This window comes from Clostridium felsineum DSM 794 (assembly GCF_002006355.2).
In the GTDB taxonomy this organism is placed as follows: domain Bacteria; phylum Bacillota; class Clostridia; order Clostridiales; family Clostridiaceae; genus Clostridium_S; species Clostridium_S felsineum.
The window spans coordinates 2,985,665-3,004,624 of record NZ_CP096980.1; the positions used below are offsets into that span (position 1 = coordinate 2,985,665).

Annotated in this window: 19 protein-coding genes; 5 read left to right on the forward strand and 14 right to left on the reverse strand. The window is 27.6% G+C overall.

The genetic code is table 11. The annotated features are described in order from the left end of the window. Positions 1–5: 5 nt before the first annotated feature. Positions 6–2,570: a non-ribosomal peptide synthetase gene (locus tag CLFE_RS14115; RefSeq protein WP_077892920.1), complete on the reverse strand. Its 2,565-nt coding sequence runs from the start codon at positions 2,568–2,570 to the stop codon at positions 6–8. After that, complete coding sequence (locus CLFE_RS14120) at positions 2,560–3,309, reverse strand: thioesterase II family protein (RefSeq protein ID WP_077831985.1); 750 nt, start codon at positions 3,307–3,309, stop codon at positions 2,560–2,562. Before CLFE_RS14120 ends, CLFE_RS14115 begins: the two co-directional genes overlap by 11 nt. Positions 3,310–4,433: 1,124 nt before the next feature. Between CLFE_RS14120 and CLFE_RS14125 the strand changes: the two genes are divergently transcribed. The 5 genes from CLFE_RS14125 to CLFE_RS14145 all read left to right on the forward strand — a co-directional run bounded on the left by CLFE_RS14125 (position 4,434) and on the right by CLFE_RS14145 (position 9,079). Beyond that, positions 4,434–5,168, forward strand: coding sequence for a LytR/AlgR family response regulator transcription factor (locus tag CLFE_RS14125; RefSeq protein WP_176091548.1), 735 nt, complete (start codon positions 4,434–4,436; stop codon positions 5,166–5,168). A gap of 479 nt (positions 5,169–5,647) precedes the next feature. After that, positions 5,648–6,415 carry an acetyl-CoA carboxylase carboxyltransferase subunit beta gene (locus CLFE_RS14130; RefSeq protein ID WP_077831983.1) on the forward strand — a complete coding sequence of 256 codons (768 nt, stop codon included), beginning with the start codon at positions 5,648–5,650 and terminating at the stop codon, positions 6,413–6,415. 21 nt (positions 6,416–6,436) lie between these two features. Then, positions 6,437–7,243, forward strand: coding sequence for an acetyl-CoA carboxylase carboxyl transferase subunit alpha (accA, locus tag CLFE_RS14135; RefSeq protein WP_077831982.1), 807 nt, complete (start codon positions 6,437–6,439; stop codon positions 7,241–7,243). A gap of 14 nt (positions 7,244–7,257) precedes the next feature. After that, on the forward strand, positions 7,258–7,722 hold the full coding sequence (locus CLFE_RS14140; RefSeq protein ID WP_077831981.1) for a biotin/lipoyl-containing protein: 465 nt from the start codon (positions 7,258–7,260) through the stop codon (positions 7,720–7,722). Further along, the gene (locus tag CLFE_RS14145; protein WP_169850910.1) at positions 7,715–9,079 is read left to right on the forward strand and encodes an acetyl-CoA carboxylase biotin carboxylase subunit; all 1,365 of its coding nucleotides are present in this window, start codon (positions 7,715–7,717) and stop codon (positions 9,077–9,079) included. Before CLFE_RS14140 ends, CLFE_RS14145 begins: the two co-directional genes overlap by 8 nt. Positions 9,080–9,211: 132 nt before the next feature. Here the strand turns inward: CLFE_RS14145 and CLFE_RS14150 are convergent, their stop codons facing one another. From CLFE_RS14150 to hflX, 12 genes are all read right to left on the reverse strand, one after another. After that, positions 9,212–9,913 carry a TetR/AcrR family transcriptional regulator gene (locus tag CLFE_RS14150; RefSeq protein WP_077892918.1) on the reverse strand — a complete coding sequence of 234 codons (702 nt, stop codon included), beginning with the start codon at positions 9,911–9,913 and terminating at the stop codon, positions 9,212–9,214. 555 nt (positions 9,914–10,468) lie between these two features. Next, positions 10,469–10,795 carry a hypothetical protein gene (locus tag CLFE_RS14155; RefSeq protein WP_077892917.1) on the reverse strand — a complete coding sequence of 109 codons (327 nt, stop codon included), beginning with the start codon at positions 10,793–10,795 and terminating at the stop codon, positions 10,469–10,471. A 172-nt stretch (positions 10,796–10,967) separates the two neighbouring features. Further along, positions 10,968–11,204 carry a hypothetical protein gene (locus CLFE_RS14160; RefSeq protein ID WP_077892916.1) on the reverse strand — a complete coding sequence of 79 codons (237 nt, stop codon included), beginning with the start codon at positions 11,202–11,204 and terminating at the stop codon, positions 10,968–10,970. A gap of 239 nt (positions 11,205–11,443) precedes the next feature. Then, the gene (locus tag CLFE_RS14165; protein ID WP_077892915.1) at positions 11,444–11,623 is read right to left on the reverse strand and encodes a hypothetical protein; all 180 of its coding nucleotides are present in this window, start codon (positions 11,621–11,623) and stop codon (positions 11,444–11,446) included. Between the two features lie 242 nt (positions 11,624–11,865). Next, entirely contained in the window at positions 11,866–12,219 is a 354-nt protein-coding gene (locus CLFE_RS14170) for a hypothetical protein (RefSeq protein ID WP_077892914.1), read from the reverse strand. A 12-nt stretch (positions 12,220–12,231) separates the two neighbouring features. Then, entirely contained in the window at positions 12,232–12,444 is a 213-nt protein-coding gene (locus tag CLFE_RS14175) for an EndoU domain-containing protein (protein ID WP_077892913.1), read from the reverse strand. Positions 12,445–12,471: 27 nt separating this feature from the next. Next, positions 12,472–13,131 (reverse strand): hypothetical protein, encoded by a 660-nt coding sequence (locus CLFE_RS14180; RefSeq protein WP_242951580.1) that lies wholly within the window; start codon positions 13,129–13,131, stop codon positions 12,472–12,474. A gap of 129 nt (positions 13,132–13,260) precedes the next feature. Next, entirely contained in the window at positions 13,261–14,001 is a 741-nt protein-coding gene (locus CLFE_RS14185; RefSeq protein ID WP_077835975.1) for a YebC/PmpR family DNA-binding transcriptional regulator, read from the reverse strand. Between the two features lie 133 nt (positions 14,002–14,134). Next, entirely contained in the window at positions 14,135–14,779 is a 645-nt protein-coding gene (locus CLFE_RS14190) for a YigZ family protein (protein ID WP_077892912.1), read from the reverse strand. Positions 14,780–14,804: 25 nt separating this feature from the next. Continuing rightward, entirely contained in the window at positions 14,805–16,208 is a 1,404-nt protein-coding gene (locus CLFE_RS14195; protein ID WP_077892911.1) for an aminotransferase-like domain-containing protein, read from the reverse strand. A gap of 13 nt (positions 16,209–16,221) precedes the next feature. Beyond that, positions 16,222–17,118: a nucleotidyltransferase domain-containing protein gene (locus CLFE_RS14200; protein WP_077850753.1), complete on the reverse strand. Its 897-nt coding sequence runs from the start codon at positions 17,116–17,118 to the stop codon at positions 16,222–16,224. A 21-nt stretch (positions 17,119–17,139) separates the two neighbouring features. After that, on the reverse strand, positions 17,140–18,921 hold the full coding sequence (gene hflX, locus CLFE_RS14205; RefSeq protein ID WP_077892910.1) for a GTPase HflX: 1,782 nt from the start codon (positions 18,919–18,921) through the stop codon (positions 17,140–17,142). Between the last annotated feature and the right edge of the window lie 39 nt (positions 18,922–18,960).

Consider the following 18,960-nt stretch of genomic DNA (forward strand, 5'->3'; position numbering starts at 1 on the left):
TCCTCCTATTTCATTGTTTTATATTCGTGCTCCACAATACCTATCGCTTGAGTAAACTTATTAACAAATTTTTTAAAGGTACTAATATTAATTTTCTGCCTATTAATCTTAATATTAATTGATTTTTCTATACTACTTATCCACATAAATATATCAAATTTAAAAGAACTACTAATTTCTTCTGCTTCTTGTAAACTAAAAATAGTAACTACCTTATCAATTTGAATGTTATTATTTATTCTACTAATATCTATTTTGTTATTTTCTTTTCCTAACAAATTCACCCTATTGATCAAATCCTCTAAACTTACAAAATCTTTGATATTTAAATATTCCATATTTAATGCATTGCCTTTCTTGTTTAATAAATTAATACCAATTGGCTCATTTCCACAAATATTTCCCAATAATTGAGCATATATTGAAAATATAATATTGGATACTTTCTCTGTATCACTATTGTAAAAGTAAGGATACTTCTTCAAACTAATATTTAATAACTCAAATCTTTCTTCACTTTTTAAATCGCTACTATAATTCATAAATGAATTAGGTAACTTATTACCTAATAACTTGATTACCTTGTTTTTACTTTCTATTGAATCAACTATTAATTTAGTTAATTCTCTAATAGTATCAGCTTCAAATATATCCGTAACCGAAACACAATCTTCATATAATTCATCTAATTTTGTAGTCATAACAATTAATAGATTAGAACTTCCGCCTCTATCAAAAAAATTATCATCAATTCCTATATCATCACTCATTAATGTTTCTTTCCATATTCTTAAGAGATTACTTTGAACTTCATCATATAAATTCTTTTCAACCTTTACGCTTTTATTTTTTGTTAAAAATTCATCAATTTTATTTAATATATCACTATATTGTCCATCTAAGTAATTTTGTTGTATCTTTAATCTTTGTAATTTACCACTATCAGTCTTTTCCAATTTTGGTATTGGAATCACCTTACCTACATATAGTCCGAGCTTATTACTAATATAAGATTTAATTTTTTTAGCTAATACTAGGAATTCCTTTATACCTGCATTTATATCATATTTTACAAAAATATAAATTTCATCGGTTTGTAAATTTTTATTAAATACACCACAAGCAGCAGTATTACCTGATAAACTTGAATCAGCTTTTTCTGCTATACGCTCAATATCATATGGATAATAATTTTGTCCATTAATAAATATAATTTCTTTTGCTCTACCAGTAATAATAATTTCATCTTTATCTCTAAAACATAAATCACCTGTTATAAACCAACCATCCTCTAAAAAGGACGACTTAGTCGCTTGTTCATTATTATAATAACTACTAATAACATTTGTTCCCCTAACTTGAAGGTCTCCTACCTGAAAATCTTCAAGAACATTGTTATTCTTGTCACATACTCTTATTTCGCAATTATCAATTGGATATCCAACACCAACTAATGCTATACTATTATCAACTTTATCAGAAGTTTGTATTTCGACTTTCTTTCCATATATAAGCTTTTCCCTATTAACCTCATATAATTTTAATCCCTCTCCAACTTTTGGTATTGATATTACTGAAGTAGATTCCGAACAACCATATGCAGGGTACATAACATTTTGCTTAAGTCCATATTTTTTTAATTTGCTTAAAAACAATTTACATAGCTCAACATTAATAGGTTCAGCACCGTTAAAAACAATTCTAATATTAGAAAGATTCCAATTTCTACCAATGGATTCATTATTCGCATTTAAAAAATGTTTAAATCCAAAATTAGGTGAATATATCATAGATACTTTATGTTCACTTGCTTTATCTATCCATAATACAGGATTGTTAACAAATAATTTTTTAGACATTATGTATTGACTAATTCCCATTAAAGTACTAACCAAATGTACAGAAACCAATCCTAAATTATGACTTAAAGGAGCCCAATTAAGTGTAGCATCATTACTTGTTATTTCTTCACGTTTAGCCAATGCATTTACATGTGTATACAAAGAGTTATATTTAATAGGAATTCCTTTGGGTATACCGGTTGATCCTGATGAGAATTGAATAAGCGCTATACGATCCTCTTTCATAGAATTGTTTAATTCACAATCACTGCCATTGTCCTCATATTCATCAAGTATATTTAAGCTAATAAATTTATCAGTCATCTCATTTAAATACACTGAATTTTCAGAATCAATATAAGTTCTTAATACTTCCATATTATCTTCATCACTCAGATAGTATGCTTTATCTAAAACACTCCATATTCTAAAAACTTTAATATTATTTTCATCATTTTCACCAATATCTAATGGAACTGCTGTAATTCCTCCAAGTTGGCAAGCCCAAAATATGTAAATACCTTTTTCTATATCTTCTATTTGATATAAAATTTCATTTCCTTGCACTACCCCTTTTTCTCTAAAAACTCTTAAGTACCTACAAGCATTTTTATATATTTTATTATATGATATGAACTCTTCTATAGTATCTGATTTTATTATTGTTACACCCTTATTACTATTAGCTGCATTATCAAGGAAACATTCAATTAAATCTTTATCCTTCATAATTTACCCCCATACTTTTATTATTTAAATTTATAAGTATTTTCTTTAAAACTTTCATAACTTCTTTTTCATCTTCTTCAATAAAGAAGTGTCCTCCTTCAAAGTTATAAAAATTACAACTTCCATAAGTACAAGATTTCCAAGCATAGAGCTCTTCATTTGTAATATTGTCTTTTATCCCATTAAAAATACTAATATCACATTCCATTTTAAAATTATCCTTGTCGCATACATACTCCTCTATAAGTTCAAAATCTGTTCTCAAAATATGAAGAAAAATTTCACCATATCTTTTATCTTCTAAAATTTCCCTCTTAGCACCTCCAAACCTTAAAACCTCTTCTACAAATTCTTCATCACTTAAATTGCTTACTTTTACATCATTTGTCCCATAATAAGGTGCTCCATTAGCTGAAAATATAATATGCTCTGGCTTTTCAACACTTGAATTATAAATTCTTTTACATATTTCGTATGTAATCCAACTTCCCATGCTATGTCCAAATATAATATATCTTTTATTTTCTTCACTTTCCAATACTTGTTTTATAAATTCATAACTTTCATCTGCCATTTCTTGAAAGTTATTGTATGGTTTGCTCATTAATCTTTCACCCCTACCAGCTAACTGGACAGGTATAATGTCAACCATTTCTTTTAAATAATTATTCCAACTTAAATATGATTTCGCAGATCCACCTGCATACGGTAAACAAAACATTTTGATTTTTTTATTCATAATTTTCTCCTCACCTTAATTGTTCAATAAATATTTTACTATACTACTTTGTGAACATTATCCTAATACATATAATAAATTACCATTGATTCTAATATTTATATTACGACAATTATAATCTATTTATTACTTATCGTTGAATTTTATATAATAATTTGTAGTAATTTAAATACAAGTAATTACTTTTTGTATTTTTTTAATTACTTTAATTTAAAGCAATAATGTAATAACAATATTTTTTTATATTGCATAATAAACACTTTAATGTAAAAAATGTAGCATTAGTTCGTATTTTTTACAATTAAATGCCTATAATATAGCAAATATTTATATTTCAGAAAACTCAGCAAATGCATTTATTGAGTTTTTTGAAATAATTTGTTATAATATACATTATATTTTATATTTATTATTATAATACTATAAAAAATTCATTATACTAATTATCCTAAATCAGTAAAAATTCTAAAATTTTTATAAATATTTAAGTAATAAAAAAACACATGACAAAAAAAGTAATAAAAAATTACTTTTCAAAATAATAAATTTTATAAAAGCCTTAAATTTGAAGCATAAATATAGCATTAGTTTTTAAAAGATATACTATTATAATAGTTTTTTAGCAAAGTGGAAATCCCCATAAACTTATTTCTTATCGAAATATAGCAAAAATACTATTGGGATATATTTAATTTCAGAAAGCTTATTTAGATTAAAGTTATCAATACACTTTAATCTTGAAAGCTATAATAATTGGAATTCTATGAAAAGATCTTTGGGTAATTGGCCCAAAAATTATACTTAAATTTGGTTAAGAATAATGAATGAATCATAATTTGATTCACTGTATAATCACTTTATGAGCTACAATAAATTCCTGTGTGGCATTAATTTACTTTATAGGCAACTCTTATACTAAATGTATCCTTACTCTATAAAACATCATGTGTTGTATAGCTAATTAACAAGTAAAATAAGACAGTAGTTAGATTATCAATTAAAATGACATATGTATAGTTTATTGAATTAATTAATATAGTCTTATAATAATAATAGTAAAAAATCTTTAAGAAAGGACATGTATAATGAATTTTTGCTATCTGTTCGTTATACAAGGTGATGATATGTTAAAAATAGCCATATGTGATGATAATGAGTGTTTTTGTATACAACTAGAAAACATTCTCGAAGATATATCTGATAAATATAACTTTGAGTTTGATATTTATACCTTTAATTCTGGAAAAGCCTTTTATGAAAAAATCAAAAATAATTTTATTTTTGATTTGATATTTTTGAATGTGGAATTGAAAAATTTAAATGGTTTGCAAATTGGCAGACTTATACGTAATAAATTCAGTTCTACTTTTGTACATATAGTTTACTTATCTGTAAAAAAAGATTACGCATTACAACTTTTCAAGTTACAACCTTTAGATTTTCTAGTCAAACCAATTAAATATGATGATATATTTTATGTCATAAAAACAATTAATAGCATAATCAAAACAAGTCATAAACCTACATTTGATTATAAAATTGGAACTTTATTATTTAGAGTTCCACTTAATGATATTATATACTTTGAAAGTATAAACAGAAAAGTCAATATGATTACTTATAATAATACCGTTTCCTTTTATAGTACCTTAAACAAAGTTCATGAGAAACTTGATAAAATTTTTTTTATATCAATTCATAAATCTTATATAATTAATTATAATCATATAAAAGAAATTCGATACACACAGGTAGTTATGTCAAATAATTTGATTCTTCCTATCAGTCAATCCAAAAGAAGTCAAGTACGCTCTATGATTATGGCAAACAAAAAGGATGAAGAATTATATATATTATAACTATATACCGGTCTTATTCATTAATTATAAATTACCTAATTTTCACTCTTGTAATAAATAAATTCGTTGCAAGAGTGAAAAATTTATTCTACTTAAAATTACCCCATTTGCTTTAAAATCCTTAATACTAGGATATCAAAGTTATGCAAATATGTCAATGAATAAATTCAATCATTCATGATTTCATTAGTTTAAATTTATACATAAAAATATCTTTATTTCAACATATTTAAATATTTACATATATATGTGTGATAGACTGTACTTAATTAGCTATTTAAAGACAACATATTGTAGATGATGATGTCATATTTGCATCCTAATGAACATCTACTGTTATTACAAATCCAGCTTCAAAAAAAGAATAAAACAGTTATCTTCTAATAGTTTTTCAAAATTTATAATATTACTATTTTGTAAAATCTAGTAGTTTAACATGTAAAATATGTAGACCGCGTTAGGAAGGAGGTGGATATTTTTTGTTTATAAAATGTCCAAAATGCGGATTTGTACAAGAAAAAAACAAATTGGCTAAATATTATTATGTATGTTCTAAATGTAATTTCTATCAATCAATTGATATTAACTCAAGAATTGATATGATTACTGATAAAAATACATTTCATGAACTAGATAATGAATTTACAATTAGTGATCCTTTAAACTTTGATGGATATAAGGAAAAACTTCATTGTACTATAAAAAAAACAAAACTAAATGACGCTGTAGTTGTAGGTGAATCCTATATAAACGGTATAAAAATTTGCTTAGGAATATTAGATTCTAGCTTTATGATGGCAACTATTGGAGCTGTTGTTGGTGAAAAAATTGCTAGATTATTTGATTATGCTAATGAGAAAAATTTACCCGTTATTATATTTTGCACATCAGGAGGCGCACGATTACAAGAAGGTCTAATTTCTTTCGTTCAATTTTTAAAGGTAAGCTGCGCATTATCCAACTTTAGCAAAAATGGAGGTTTGTACATTAGTGTACTAACTAATCCAACCTTTGGTGGTGTAAGTGCAAGTTTTGGTTTCTCAGGAGATATAGTACTTGCAGAGCCAAATGCTAATATTGGTTTTGCCGGTAAACGTGTTGTAGAACAAATTATAAAAGAAAAAATACCTGATAATTTTCAAACATCAGAATACTTAATAGATAACGGATTTATTGATGCAATTGTACCCAGAAAAACTATGAAATCAGTATTAACTAAACTATTAAAGTATCATATTAAACAATAATAATTATGTGGGGAGTAACCAATGGAAGAATTATCAAATGGCAAACATCAAACTATTGATACATGGGATATTGTGTTAAAAGCAAGAAGTGAAAAAAGGTTTAAAAGTCTAGATATCATAAAGGGTGTATTTGAGGACTTTTTTGAGTTACACGGTGATAGGTGTTTTGGTGATGATAAGTCAATTATAGGTGGACTAGCCTATTTGGATGGATCTCCTGTTACAATCATTTCTCAACAAAAGGGATATGATATTCAAGATAAAATCGAAAGAAATTATGGAATGACATATCCAGAAGGCTACAAAAAATCATTGAGATTAATGAAACAAGCTGAAAAATTTAATCGTCCAATAATTTGTCTTGTAGATACACCTGGAGCATATGCCGGCATAGAAGCTGAAAAAAGAGGTCAAGCTTTATGTATAGGCCAAAATTTATATGAAATGTCATTGTTTCATGTTCCTATAATTTCTATTATTGTAGGTGAAGGTGGAAGTGGTGGTGCACTAGGCCTTACACTGGCAAATAAAATATTTATGCTTGAAAACTCCATATTTTCAGTTGTTTCACCCGAAGGTTGTGCTTCAATACTATGGAAAGACTGTAGTCTTGCACCAAAAGCTGCAAAACTTCTAAAGCTTACTTCAGATGACACTCTAAAACTAGGAATTATCGATAAAATCATTTACGAAAATGTAGAATTTAAAGTACTATGTGATAATATTAAGAATTTACTTATAAAAACTTTAAAAGAATACAAAGAAATGTCACCAGAAGAAATTTATGATGATAGAAATAAAAAGATAAGGAATATTGGCATAGTGTAAAGTGGGGTAATATAATGATAGAAAATTTAGAAGACATTATAAAATTATGTGAACAATCCAAGTTAGGATATTTTAAATATGGCAATGGTAAAGAACAGATTGTTTTTAGTAAAGCTTCAACTGAGGCAAGTTTAACTGCTGATGATATTATAAAAGATACAGATAGTTATCATATAAATAATACTATTATATCTGAATCATCTGAAGACTCAATAAATACAATACATGATAATGATACAATTAATATCATGTCGTCTGATTTTGTTGGTGTTGTGACTTATAGTGATTTATTAATTAATAAAGAAAAGAATATTGAGGTAAAAAAAGGAGATCTTTTGTGTACTGTTGAAGCAATGAAACTCAGTAATGAAATTTTGGCAAAGGACAATGGTGTAATCGAAGAAATTTTAGTTAATAATGGTGATATAGTTGAATACGGTCAAGAATTATTTAGAATTAGGGTGAATGTTTGTGATTAAATATAAGAGAACTCTTGTTGCAAATAGAGGTGAAATAGCCGTAAGAATCATACGAGCTTTGCGTGAACTTGGAATTGAAACAATTGCAATATATTCCAAAGCTGATGCTGGAGCTATACATACAAAATTAGCCGACAATAAAATTTGCATTGGGGAAGCTGATAGTCTTGATAGCTATTTGAACAGTTACAAAATAATTTCTGCTGCAACCTTACTAGGTGCAGATTCTATACATCCTGGAATCGGCTTTTTCGCAGAAAGTGAAGATTTTGCCAAACTATGTGAGGAATACAATATAGATTTTATTGGGCCTAATAGTGATTTAATGAAATTAATGGCAAATAAAGAATCTTCAAAAATATTAGCAGCTAAAGTAAATGTTCCTGTCATTGATGGCAGTAAAACTACTATTAAAGATTTTAATGAATGTGAAACTGTAGTCAGAAAATTAGGTTTACCAGTTATTATAAAAGCAACCCATGGTGGTGGTGGAAAAGGAATTAGGGCAATACATAATATAAAAGATGTTCTTCCAAGCTACAATATGGTCATTAATGAGGCTAAGGCTGCATTTGATAACAGTGATATTCTAGTAGAAAAATTTTTAGACCATACAAGACATGTAGAAGTTCAAATTTTAGCAGATAAATATGGAAATGTAATCCACTTAGGCGATAGAGAATGTACTATACAAAACCATAACCAAAAACTAATAGAAGAAACTCGATGTGTTAATATTACTGATGATTTGAGAGAAAAGCTCTACAAAGATGCAGTAAATATTGCTAAAGAAATCAAATACATTGGACCAGGAACAGTTGAATTTTTAGTACTACCAGACAATACTTATTTTTTTCTTGAAATGAATACAAGACTTCAGGTCGAACATACTATAACAGAACTTATTACAAATATTGATATTGTAAAAGAACAAATAAAGCTTTTTAGTGGAGAACAACTGTCTTTAAACCAACAGGATGTTAAATTTAATGGTTATGCAGTTCAGTGTAGAATTTTAGCTGAATATTTAAAAGATACCTTTATACCGTCCTTTGGAAAAATAACAAAAATGCATTTACCTGGAGGCTTTGGAATAAGAGTAGATACAGGATACTCAAGCGGCGATATCATTACACCATTTTATGATCCTTTATTAGTAAAAATATCATGTGTAGCAAAAACTAAATATGAGGCTATAAAAAAGATGAAAGTAGCCTTAGATGAAGTAGTTATAGAAGGTATCAAGACCAATGTAAACTTTTTAAAAAATACTATAAGCAGTTTAGACTTTGTAAATGGTAATTACGATAATCGTTATATTGATAAATTTATCATAAATAAGAATAATGTTATCTAAGATATTTTAAATAGTTGTTGCAATCCAGTTTTTAGTTTCCATAATAAACAAGTCAAAAATATTAATATTTTTGACTTGTTTATCTGATACTTCTATCAATATTAAAATATTTCAAAAATACGTATTGACTTACTATTCCATCCATCCTTGACCAACCATTTCTGGGTGTTCAACTTTAAATATACTTACAAATATATCTTTTAAGAAGCTTAAAAAATATATCATATATTCTGTTGTATTTTTAGTAGGAACATCAGTATGAAAAGTATGGATTAATCCATATGTAAAAAAGCTAACACTATTTGGTATATCAGTACAATTGAATGTTTGCTCTTTAACCCCTTGCTCTACAATTGGTATAAGTACCTCTACTAATTGATCAGCAACGTCATCTAGTCTACTGGCTCTTATCTCTGTATTTTCACTATTTTCATTAAAGCTAGCTTCAAATTCATAATTTTTCGTTACATATGCTACTATTGTTTTTAAAAGCATGTTGAACTTATCTATTGCACTCACATCTTCACCTAATGGTATTTTTATTTGCTCTACCGCTTGTATAGCATAATATTCAGATGCTGCAGAAAAAATTTCACTTTTTGACTTAAAGTATCTGTAACATAAACCTTGTGAAATATGTAATTTTTGAGCAATATCTTGTATTGTAGTATTCGCATAACCTTTCTGAGAAAACAATTCCAAGGCTGCTTGGATAATCTCTTGCTTTCTTTCATCTGGTTCTTTTGAAATTCGTTTTTTATATGAACCTTGTTTTTCTTTGCGAAGTTCATGTACATGCCTATGATTATAAATGATTGACGAGATTTTACTCATAAATTTTCTCCTTTACTAATAGGCTCTCTAAATTAATAAACTTATTATCTTCCATTATTTATCTTTTGTCAATATTGTAATGCTAACTAATATAATTGAATAAATTCATTCATATATAACATATAACAATAAGGCTTATTTGTCAATAAAACTTATTTGAATTTTATTGACAAATAAAGCTTATTGAAGGAAAAGTAATTATTCTACACAGATACTATAACTCTAAAATTTTATATAATATTTATTTTTCATTATAAAGCAATTACTTTTCTAATTAAAAATCCCTCTACTCTTCAAAAGCATCATCAACTTCACCATTGTGATAAACATCTTGGACATCGTCGCTGTCTTAAAGTTTAAACGCAGTGTTTTCAAGGCTTTACATGACTTTAATCACTTTTACATAATAGATGTATGTCATCATTAATGATCTTAATTTATCATCATTAATCAATAGTATATCATTATTTGCATATGAAATCAAAAAACTTTTGCATCACTATATTAATGTAGAAACTCAATATCATTATATGAAAATTTAATTTTCTTATTTTATTATATGACCCTAAAATAATCATCATGATATTCACCATCTAAACCATAAATCACTTCATACTCAGCAAACTCTTCATCATTATATTCCAATCGTATTTTAGCCAATATATACTTATATGTTCCATCATCAGTATCATAATCTTGCCATGTATTTATTACATAAGCTACACTATGAAAAATTATTTTAATATCTGATTGCTTTTTACCACAAAATATTTCATTATACTCTTCTGATTCCTCTCTTTCATAATAAAATATATAATTTTTATAGTTTTTTAAAACCATTTCTTTGATATCTCGCTTAGATAACCATTCTTCTAAATTCATATATGAACCCTCCTAATGCATCCCTTTATCAAAATCACTCCCATATAAAAAAATAAATAAACCAGCTTACTTTCTTTTGGGCTAGGTTACTTATTAATATTATATAGCTTATTTTTCCATAGTACTTATATAAAATATATTTATGCTATTAGCTTTAATCTATAAATATATTTTATAATCCTTCTATATCCGTAAGTTCTGACCATAATGCTTTTCGTCCTAAATTATTCATTATACTTTCAAAATTATCACAATTATCTTCTGTTATATTTGTATCTTTCCACACAGTATCACACTCATCACAAATATACAATACCACCTCTGTTCCTTTAATAGTTGCCTTATTTATTACTCCCTGACCATCACAAAATGGACAATATGTAACATTCTTCCTAATTGTATGATTCATAATCTCCCTCTACCCATATCATTAAAAATTACATACTAATCGTTTTTCTTTTATCTTCAATAATAAATTTATTATTTGCATTGAATGTAATCTAATATTTAATCACCAATTGAAATAATACCAATTCTTTCTTTAATAGCTTTTTTTCCTACTGTTATTTGTAGAATTGCCTCATTATAATCATCATAATTAATAAGCAAATTTGATTCTAATAAGTACTTACAAGTACTAACGATTTTCTATACTTTACTAATAGAGATTTCAACATCACTATATGAATCAATATTATATAATTCACTCAAATCTTGTGATGCATCAATTCTTATATTATAAATATAATCAATTAACTCGTCACAGAATTTAACACTTTTATCAGATATTTTTATATTACTAATCGAGTTGCCTAAATAAAAATTCATAATCCCCCCATTTTTTAGGAAATGCAGTAATTACATTACCTTTATTATCTATTACAACTTTTTCTGTTAAACTATTAAATTTTTTTAGTTTAACAAAATAGCTTCTTTTCAGTTAAGAATTACTACTATCAAGTTCATTGAGAAATTTCATTAACAGGTTGACAACTAACTAAAAAATAATGAACAAGCTATCTTTGAGCCAGCTTGTTCATTATTTAATATGTATTTATTATTATACATCTTTACTTATTCTGCTCTTTAAACCTTTTAACTTCATCACACCAAATATCAATTAATTCCCTAAGCTCTTTTGTTTCAATTTCACACCAATCTCCCATTCCGTCTTCTGCCAAACAATCTATTACTTTAGTCTTATCCTTGTGAATCAAAATACCACATACATTTCCATTTAGTTCTTCATATTCACTTTCTTCATTTAATACACTATCTAATGCCTCTATGTATGATTCGGAATCTACTTCTGCATCCGACATTAAAAATTCACTAACTAATTGTACTTGTTCTTCCATTATAATAATTCTGCTTTTTCTTCCGCTTTTAAAAACTATTTCATCAAATTTATAACTATATTTCATAAAATTCTCCTTTTAATATATTGGAAACGCCGATATTATTTTTTTATTTTTATTTATAAACATTTTAATCTGCATTCCATTTTTTGTTTCTCCGACAAAAGTATTGTTACTTCCTTTCACAAACTCTCTATTACTATATGCCTCATTTATTGAATCAACACCCCTTTGTGCAGACCAATCTTCCGGAAAAAATGAAGATTTGGCTTTTTTTATTACTGTATTCATTTTAACTTTTCCTTTGTATATTCCAAATTAGTTAGGTTTAGATTTAGTTCCCTCTATAATTTCTCCTTTGGCGTTTGGAAAATTCTCATAATGATAACCAGTCGCCATACCACTGCCATTTATTTGTCCCTCTAAAATATGATTTAGTGCACCTCCGCTAAAATTCCCTACGTTTTTTAAATTTGATATTGAACTTCCATTATTAGCTTCACTAAAATAAAAATTACCTTTAGAAAAATCACTACCCATATTATAAAGTGAAGACCCAAACATTCCTATTCCATGTCCAGCTAATGCAATTCCAGCACTTTCTACTAATGGTACTGCCGGTGCAGCCGCTCCATCTGTAGCCACTGTTAATGCTCCAGCACCAAGTCCTCCAAATCCCATAATAGACAGTCCACCAAAAAACTCAACTGTACCTTGTGCTAATCCCTCTATGTCTCCAAATGTTTTGCCATACTGATATGCTGCTAAAACTCCATATCTGTTTTCATTTTCTAAATTATATCTTAATCTTTTATCATTATATAAACCTGTAAGATTAGGTATATTTAGTGCTAAATTATTAGAAATAGAAACAATCGCACCTAATCCAAAATACCCTATAACTTTTTCCATATTACTTATAGTATCTTTTGAATCTTTGACCTTTGAGAAATCTTCTTTTCTTCTAATAATACGCAAAATTGCATAAAAAATAACACCTCCATATGTGATTGTTACATCTACATATAAAAGTGTTATATGTCATCTCAAAACGATAAAAACACGTATGTCACCATAAAGTGTTTTTATTAAAACGCTCTCAGTCTTCTACTCTTCAAAAGCATCATCAAATTCAGCATTGTGATAAACATCTTGGACATCGTCGCTGTCTTCAAGCTTATCTATCAATCTTTGAACCTTTTCTGAATCATCAAGATTTAATTTTACAGTAGTATCTGGAATCATCGTTAGTTCTGCAGATACAAACTCAAAATTTTCTTTTTCAAGTGCTTCACGTACATTTGAGAATTCTTCTTGAGTTGTTGTTATTATAAACACATCTTCATCAGAAGCAAAATCTTCAGCACCTAATTCTAGAACTTTCATCATAAGCTCATCTTCATCTATTGCATCATTTTTTTCAATTACTATTTGTCCTTTTCTTTGGAACATCCAAGATACGCATCCTGTTGCTCCTAAATTTCCACCACTTCTATCAAAAGAACATCTTACGTCACTGGCACTTCTATTTTTGTTGTCTGTCAATACATTGACAAGCATTGCAACACCCGCAGGTCCGTATCCTTCATAAATTATTTCTTCATAGTTTACGCCTTCAAGCTCTCCAGCACCCTTTTTTATAGCCCTAGTTATAGTATCCATAGGCATGTTTGATGCCTTAGCTTTTGCAACACAATCTCTTAACTTTGCATTACTATCAAGATTAGATCCACCAGATTTAACCGCAACAGCTATTTCCTTACCTATTTTAGTGAATATTTTTCCTCTTTTGGCATCTGCCTTTCCCTTTTTAGCTTGAATATTATGCCACTTTGAGTGTCCTGACATATCTAAATTCCTCCTAACCTTATGTACATAAGAACTATATAGTTCCTACTATATGATAAAATAACTATTCAAAAGTCATTTAATTATAAACATATACTTATTCATTATATCACAAAGACTATTTTCAATTCAATTACTCTTGAAATAATCTATTTTCACTTTTAAAATAATATTCCTCGTCACCAACATTAATTTTTAAATTTCCATGACATATTTCTGTTACTTCTTTTCTTACCTCTTCTAATTTATCGCTCTCACAATTAAACAATATTTTAACTTCATCCGTATATTCTATATTCTCAATATGCCAATTTTTATTTGCGAAATGATACTGAACCTTTCCCAACAGATCATAGCTTATCCCTAAAGATAATGGTACTCCTTTTACCTTTAAAACTATTCCCGCCTCTTTAACAGCATCAGCCGCACTTTTAGAATAAGCCCTAACAAGCCCTCCGGCTCCTAAAAGTATTCCCCCAAAATATCTTGTTACAACAATCGCAGTATCTGTTATTCCATTTTTTTTAATGACATCAAGCACAGGAACTCCAGCCGTACCTTGTGGTTCACCATTATCACTACACTTTTGTATCATTCTATTTTCTCCTACAATATATGCTGGTACATTATGTGTAGCATCCTTATGTTCATTTTTTATTTTTTCCACAAATTCTTTTGCTTCTTCTTCACATTCTACTCTTTTTATGTGTCCTATGAAAATTGATTTTTTCTCTTCAAATTCAACTCTTACCTCACGTCCAACTGTTAAATAGTCCACAACTCTCACATCCATTCAGTAATTTCTATTTCAGTATACTATTTATAATCTCGATTCCCTTTTTTATTCTCTCCTCATCTGTCTTAGAAAATCCAATCTTAAAATACTTACGACCACATATACTATTTTTATAAAAAAACACACCTGGTGTAATAAGTACTTTATTCTCTTTACATTCATAAAATAAATCTATACAGTTTTTTTCTATAAAATCTTCTATTTTTAAGTAAAGGCTAAATCCTCCACCCGGCCTAATAAACTGAACCTTATTACCTAGTCCACTTAATAAAGTATTTACCATAAATTCATATCTTCTTTTATATATATTATTTATTTCACTTATATAATTTTTCCAATATCCATTCTTTATATATAAATCCAAAGCTCTCTGCATTAAACTTGAGGTTGATATATCCGTATTTATTTTAGAATTTTCTATATGATCTTTTATTTTACTTGGCATCACAAGATATCCTATTCTAATTCCCGGCAAAAATATCTTAGAAAAACTCTTTATATATATTACTCTATCCCATTGATCTATAGCTTTAAAACTTATATAATCAATATTTTTATCATACTTTATTTCAGAAAGATAATCATCTTCTATAATATAGAAATCATATTTATTTGCTAGCTCTATTATTTTTTTCTTTTTTTCATAGCTATAAGATAATCCTGTAGGATTTTGGAAGTAAGACATAGTATAAAAACATTTTATATTGTTTTTCTTTAATATTTTTTCAAAGTTCTCTATATTAATACCGCCATTTTCCATATCCACTTCAAATATATTCGCTCTTCTCCATTTAAATATAGAAAGTGCACCACTATAGGTTGGCTTTTCTACTATAATATTATCATTAACATTAACTATAGCTTTTGAAACTATATCTATTCCCTGTTGAGCTCCAGAGACAATAAGTATTCTATCTGAATCTATCTTTTCATTCCAAAAGTATTTGCTTATATTATTTCTAAGACCCCTATATCCGAGTGTTTCTTCATAAGATAACGCATCTACCCCATCCCTATCTAGTACTTCATTTATTACTTTTTTAAAATTGTTTACTGGAAAAAACTCTGCACAAGGATTCTCTTCTGCAAAATCAACATATTCATTATATTTCTCCTTTGTGATTTGCTTAAAAATATTAGAATAATCTCGAAGAATTTTTTTGTTTATATCTCTTTTTTTTGCATAAGTGCCGCTTCCCATTTTAAGAAACGCGTATCCCTCACCCTGAAGCTTTTTATACACATTAACTATAGTATCATTATTTACTCCCAAAAAAACCGATAGTTTCCTTATTGGTGGAAGTTTTTCCTCATCAATTATTTCACCAACATCTATAAGTCTCTTTATATTTTTGGCTATTTGAATATACTTTGGTGTCTCTTCTCTAAAACAAATTTTATACTTTTCCATTAAAAATCACCTTTTATAAATAATATACATTTTCCACACAAAGGCTTTTTCCATTTCTTATTTTATATTCTCTAGTTTCTTTCCTAATTATTTTAAATTCCCATAACTTGCTTAATATTTCCTCAAAATTTATAGAAAATTCTTTAAATACAATATCCGTACTTATATCCTCTGCACTTAATTTTTTGTCCTTATCCCTCATAAAGTCAATTAAAATAGATGTGATTGATTTTATATTTTTATTTATGAATTCTTCTATTTTTTTAATTGCCTGTATTATCGCTTCTTCAACATTATCTTTTGAAAAAAATAGCTTGTCTATATAATTTTTAAAATCATCATTTATATTAATTAACATATTTACATCATCTTTATTTATCATATAACCAGAATAATTAATATATAACTTTGAAAATTCTTCTACACATTTTACAGCTGAATAATAGGATGTGTATATCCTATTATTATTTAAATATTTTTTGCATAGTCCAATACTTTTTAGTAAATCTGATATATATACCATATTCCACTTTTCTCTATCAATATCTGGATAATATCTTCCACTATCATACTTTTCCGTTATATCCTTATCTTTTGAAAACACCAATTTAGATGACGCAAATATTCTATGAAAAAAGCCGCCCTTTATATCATTCTCGTTAAGAAGTACAAATTTACTTTTTCCCATAAGTTTTATATGAATAGGCACACCATTTTGCTCCATATAAATATTTTTTATATTATCCATTCTTTCTTTTATTATTACCAATAAATCTATATCAGATTCCTTCCATAAGTCCCCAGATACCATACTTCCAAATACCATAGTAGCAAGAACTTCTTCATTTAGCTTTAGTGATTCAACTATAGCCATATATGCTTTTTGATATTTTAATATATCGTTTTCCAAATTTTCACCCCCGAGTAATAATTACATCATATACTCATTGCATTTATTATAAACTTCATTATCAACTACTGCCACAATATGAGTTCCTTCGTTTTCGAAGTCTTCTTTCTTAACAATAGCTTTTTCATGAATATATGAAGCTATCTTTTGATCAGCATATGGTATTAAATATTCAACTTCTCTAGTTGTGCTAGGAATTCTTTCTACCATTTTACTCATAAGCAAATCTAAATTAACCTTATTTTTTGCTGATATTTCAATAATATCTTCCTCTTTTATACGTTCTTTTATAAGTTTTAATTTTTCTTCTGATAGTTTATCAATTTTATTTAATACTAGTATCTGAGTTTTATCACTCGCACCCAATTCCTTTAAAACTCCATTTACTGCTTCTATCTGCTCCATAAAAGTATCTGAAGCTGCATCAACCACATGCACTAATAAATCAGAATACACTACCTCTTCAAGCGTAGATTTAAAGGCTTCAACAAGATCATGTGGAAGTTTTCTTACAAATCCAACCGTATCTGTTAACACAGCTCTTCTCCCATCTACAAGATTAATTGCTCTAGTAGTTACATCTAATGTTGCAAAAAGCATATCTTTTTCAAGAACACTTTCTTTATTTACACTATCCAATGGTGCTGCTATTTCACATATTGCATTTCTTAAAGTTGATTTTCCGGCATTGGTGTATCCTACAAGAGAAATACACGGTAACTTTTCGGATACTCTTCTCTCTCTTTGTACTTGTCTTGTTGTTTTTATCTTTCTTAATTCCTTTTGAATTTCATACACTCTTTCACTTATATGTCTTCTGTCAATTTCTAGCTTCTTTTCACCTGGTCCTTTAGTTCCTATACCTCCACCTGTTCTTGAAAGCACTTTTCCAAGTCCCATAAGCCTTGGCATTCTGTATTTAAGCTGTGCTAATTCAACTTGAAGCTTAGACTCCTTTGATCCAGCCCTTCTTGCAAATATCTCTAATATTAATGTGGTTCTATCAATAACCTTTAGTCCTATGGCTTCTTCAAGATTCCTAACTTGTGCTCCAGAAAGTTCATCATCAAAAATTATAACATTTGCGTGATGAACTTGGGTTAATAATCTTATCTCATCAACTTTACCTTTTCCTATAAAATATGCATTATCTATTTTTTCTTTTTTCTGTATAACCTTTTCAACTGCTAAAACTCCACATGCATCTGCAAGTTCTTTTAATTCCTCTAGACTTTCCATAGTATCTACTCCTACTATTATTGCCCTTTCAGAATCATCATAATCAAGTTTTAAATTACTAATATGATTTTCAGCATAATTAATTTCATCTATGAACTTAAAATTTATAGCCTCTTCTATACTTATAGAATTATAAAGCTTTGGAATTATTTTATTATTTTCCACATCACAAAATCCGATACTGACACCTGTAACATTCCCTTCAAGTGCTCCAACTGCAACTATAGCATCCAATCTGGAATTTAATAATGATGATATATCTATATCAGAAAACCTAGGATTTCCACTAGGATGTGTATGTATTATTCTAATTCCTGATAATTTTCTTTCTTTTAAATTAAAAAGAGGTGTTTCAACACTCCTTGCGTCTCCAATCGATACACTTAAAATTTTACCTTTTCTATCAATTGCAACACTTATTTCTCTTTCGATTAAATTAGTTACCCTGCATATTAAATTTATAATTTCAATTGTAAAAATACTTTCTTTTGAATACATATCATATAATTTTTCAAGTTCATTAATTAAAGAGTTTCTTACTCCCTGTGTATTTCCTGATATCATAATTCAAGTTCCTCCTTAAGTGTTAAATATATAAGTTGT

Excerpts from the sequence above, each read along its gene's own strand:
- CLFE_RS14115 (WP_077892920.1), bottom strand. The coding sequence starts at position 2,570 with ATGAAGGATAAAGATTTAATTGAATGTTTCCTTGATAATGCAGCTAAT.
- CLFE_RS14120 (WP_077831985.1), bottom strand. The coding sequence starts at position 3,309 with ATGAATAAAAAAATCAAAATGTTTTGTTTACCGTATGCAGGTGGATCT.
- CLFE_RS14125 (WP_176091548.1), top strand. The coding sequence starts at position 4,434 with ATGTTAAAAATAGCCATATGTGATGATAATGAGTGTTTTTGTATACAA.
- accA (WP_077831982.1), top strand. The coding sequence starts at position 6,437 with ATGGAAGAATTATCAAATGGCAAACATCAAACTATTGATACATGGGAT.
- CLFE_RS14140 (WP_077831981.1), top strand. The coding sequence starts at position 7,258 with ATGATAGAAAATTTAGAAGACATTATAAAATTATGTGAACAATCCAAG.
- CLFE_RS14150 (WP_077892918.1), bottom strand. The coding sequence starts at position 9,913 with ATGAGTAAAATCTCGTCAATCATTTATAATCATAGGCATGTACATGAA.
- CLFE_RS14155 (WP_077892917.1), bottom strand. The coding sequence starts at position 10,795 with ATGAATTTAGAAGAATGGTTATCTAAGCGAGATATCAAAGAAATGGTT.
- CLFE_RS14160 (WP_077892916.1), bottom strand. The coding sequence starts at position 11,204 with ATGAATCATACAATTAGGAAGAATGTTACATATTGTCCATTTTGTGAT.
- CLFE_RS14165 (WP_077892915.1), bottom strand. The coding sequence starts at position 11,623 with ATGAATTTTTATTTAGGCAACTCGATTAGTAATATAAAAATATCTGAT.
- CLFE_RS14170 (WP_077892914.1), bottom strand. The coding sequence starts at position 12,219 with ATGAAATATAGTTATAAATTTGATGAAATAGTTTTTAAAAGCGGAAGA.
- CLFE_RS14175 (WP_077892913.1), bottom strand. The coding sequence starts at position 12,444 with ATGAATACAGTAATAAAAAAAGCCAAATCTTCATTTTTTCCGGAAGAT.
- CLFE_RS14185 (WP_077835975.1), bottom strand. The coding sequence starts at position 14,001 with ATGTCAGGACACTCAAAGTGGCATAATATTCAAGCTAAAAAGGGAAAG.
- CLFE_RS14195 (WP_077892911.1), bottom strand. The coding sequence starts at position 16,208 with ATGGAAAAGTATAAAATTTGTTTTAGAGAAGAGACACCAAAGTATATT.
- hflX (WP_077892910.1), bottom strand. The coding sequence starts at position 18,921 with ATGATATCAGGAAATACACAGGGAGTAAGAAACTCTTTAATTAATGAA.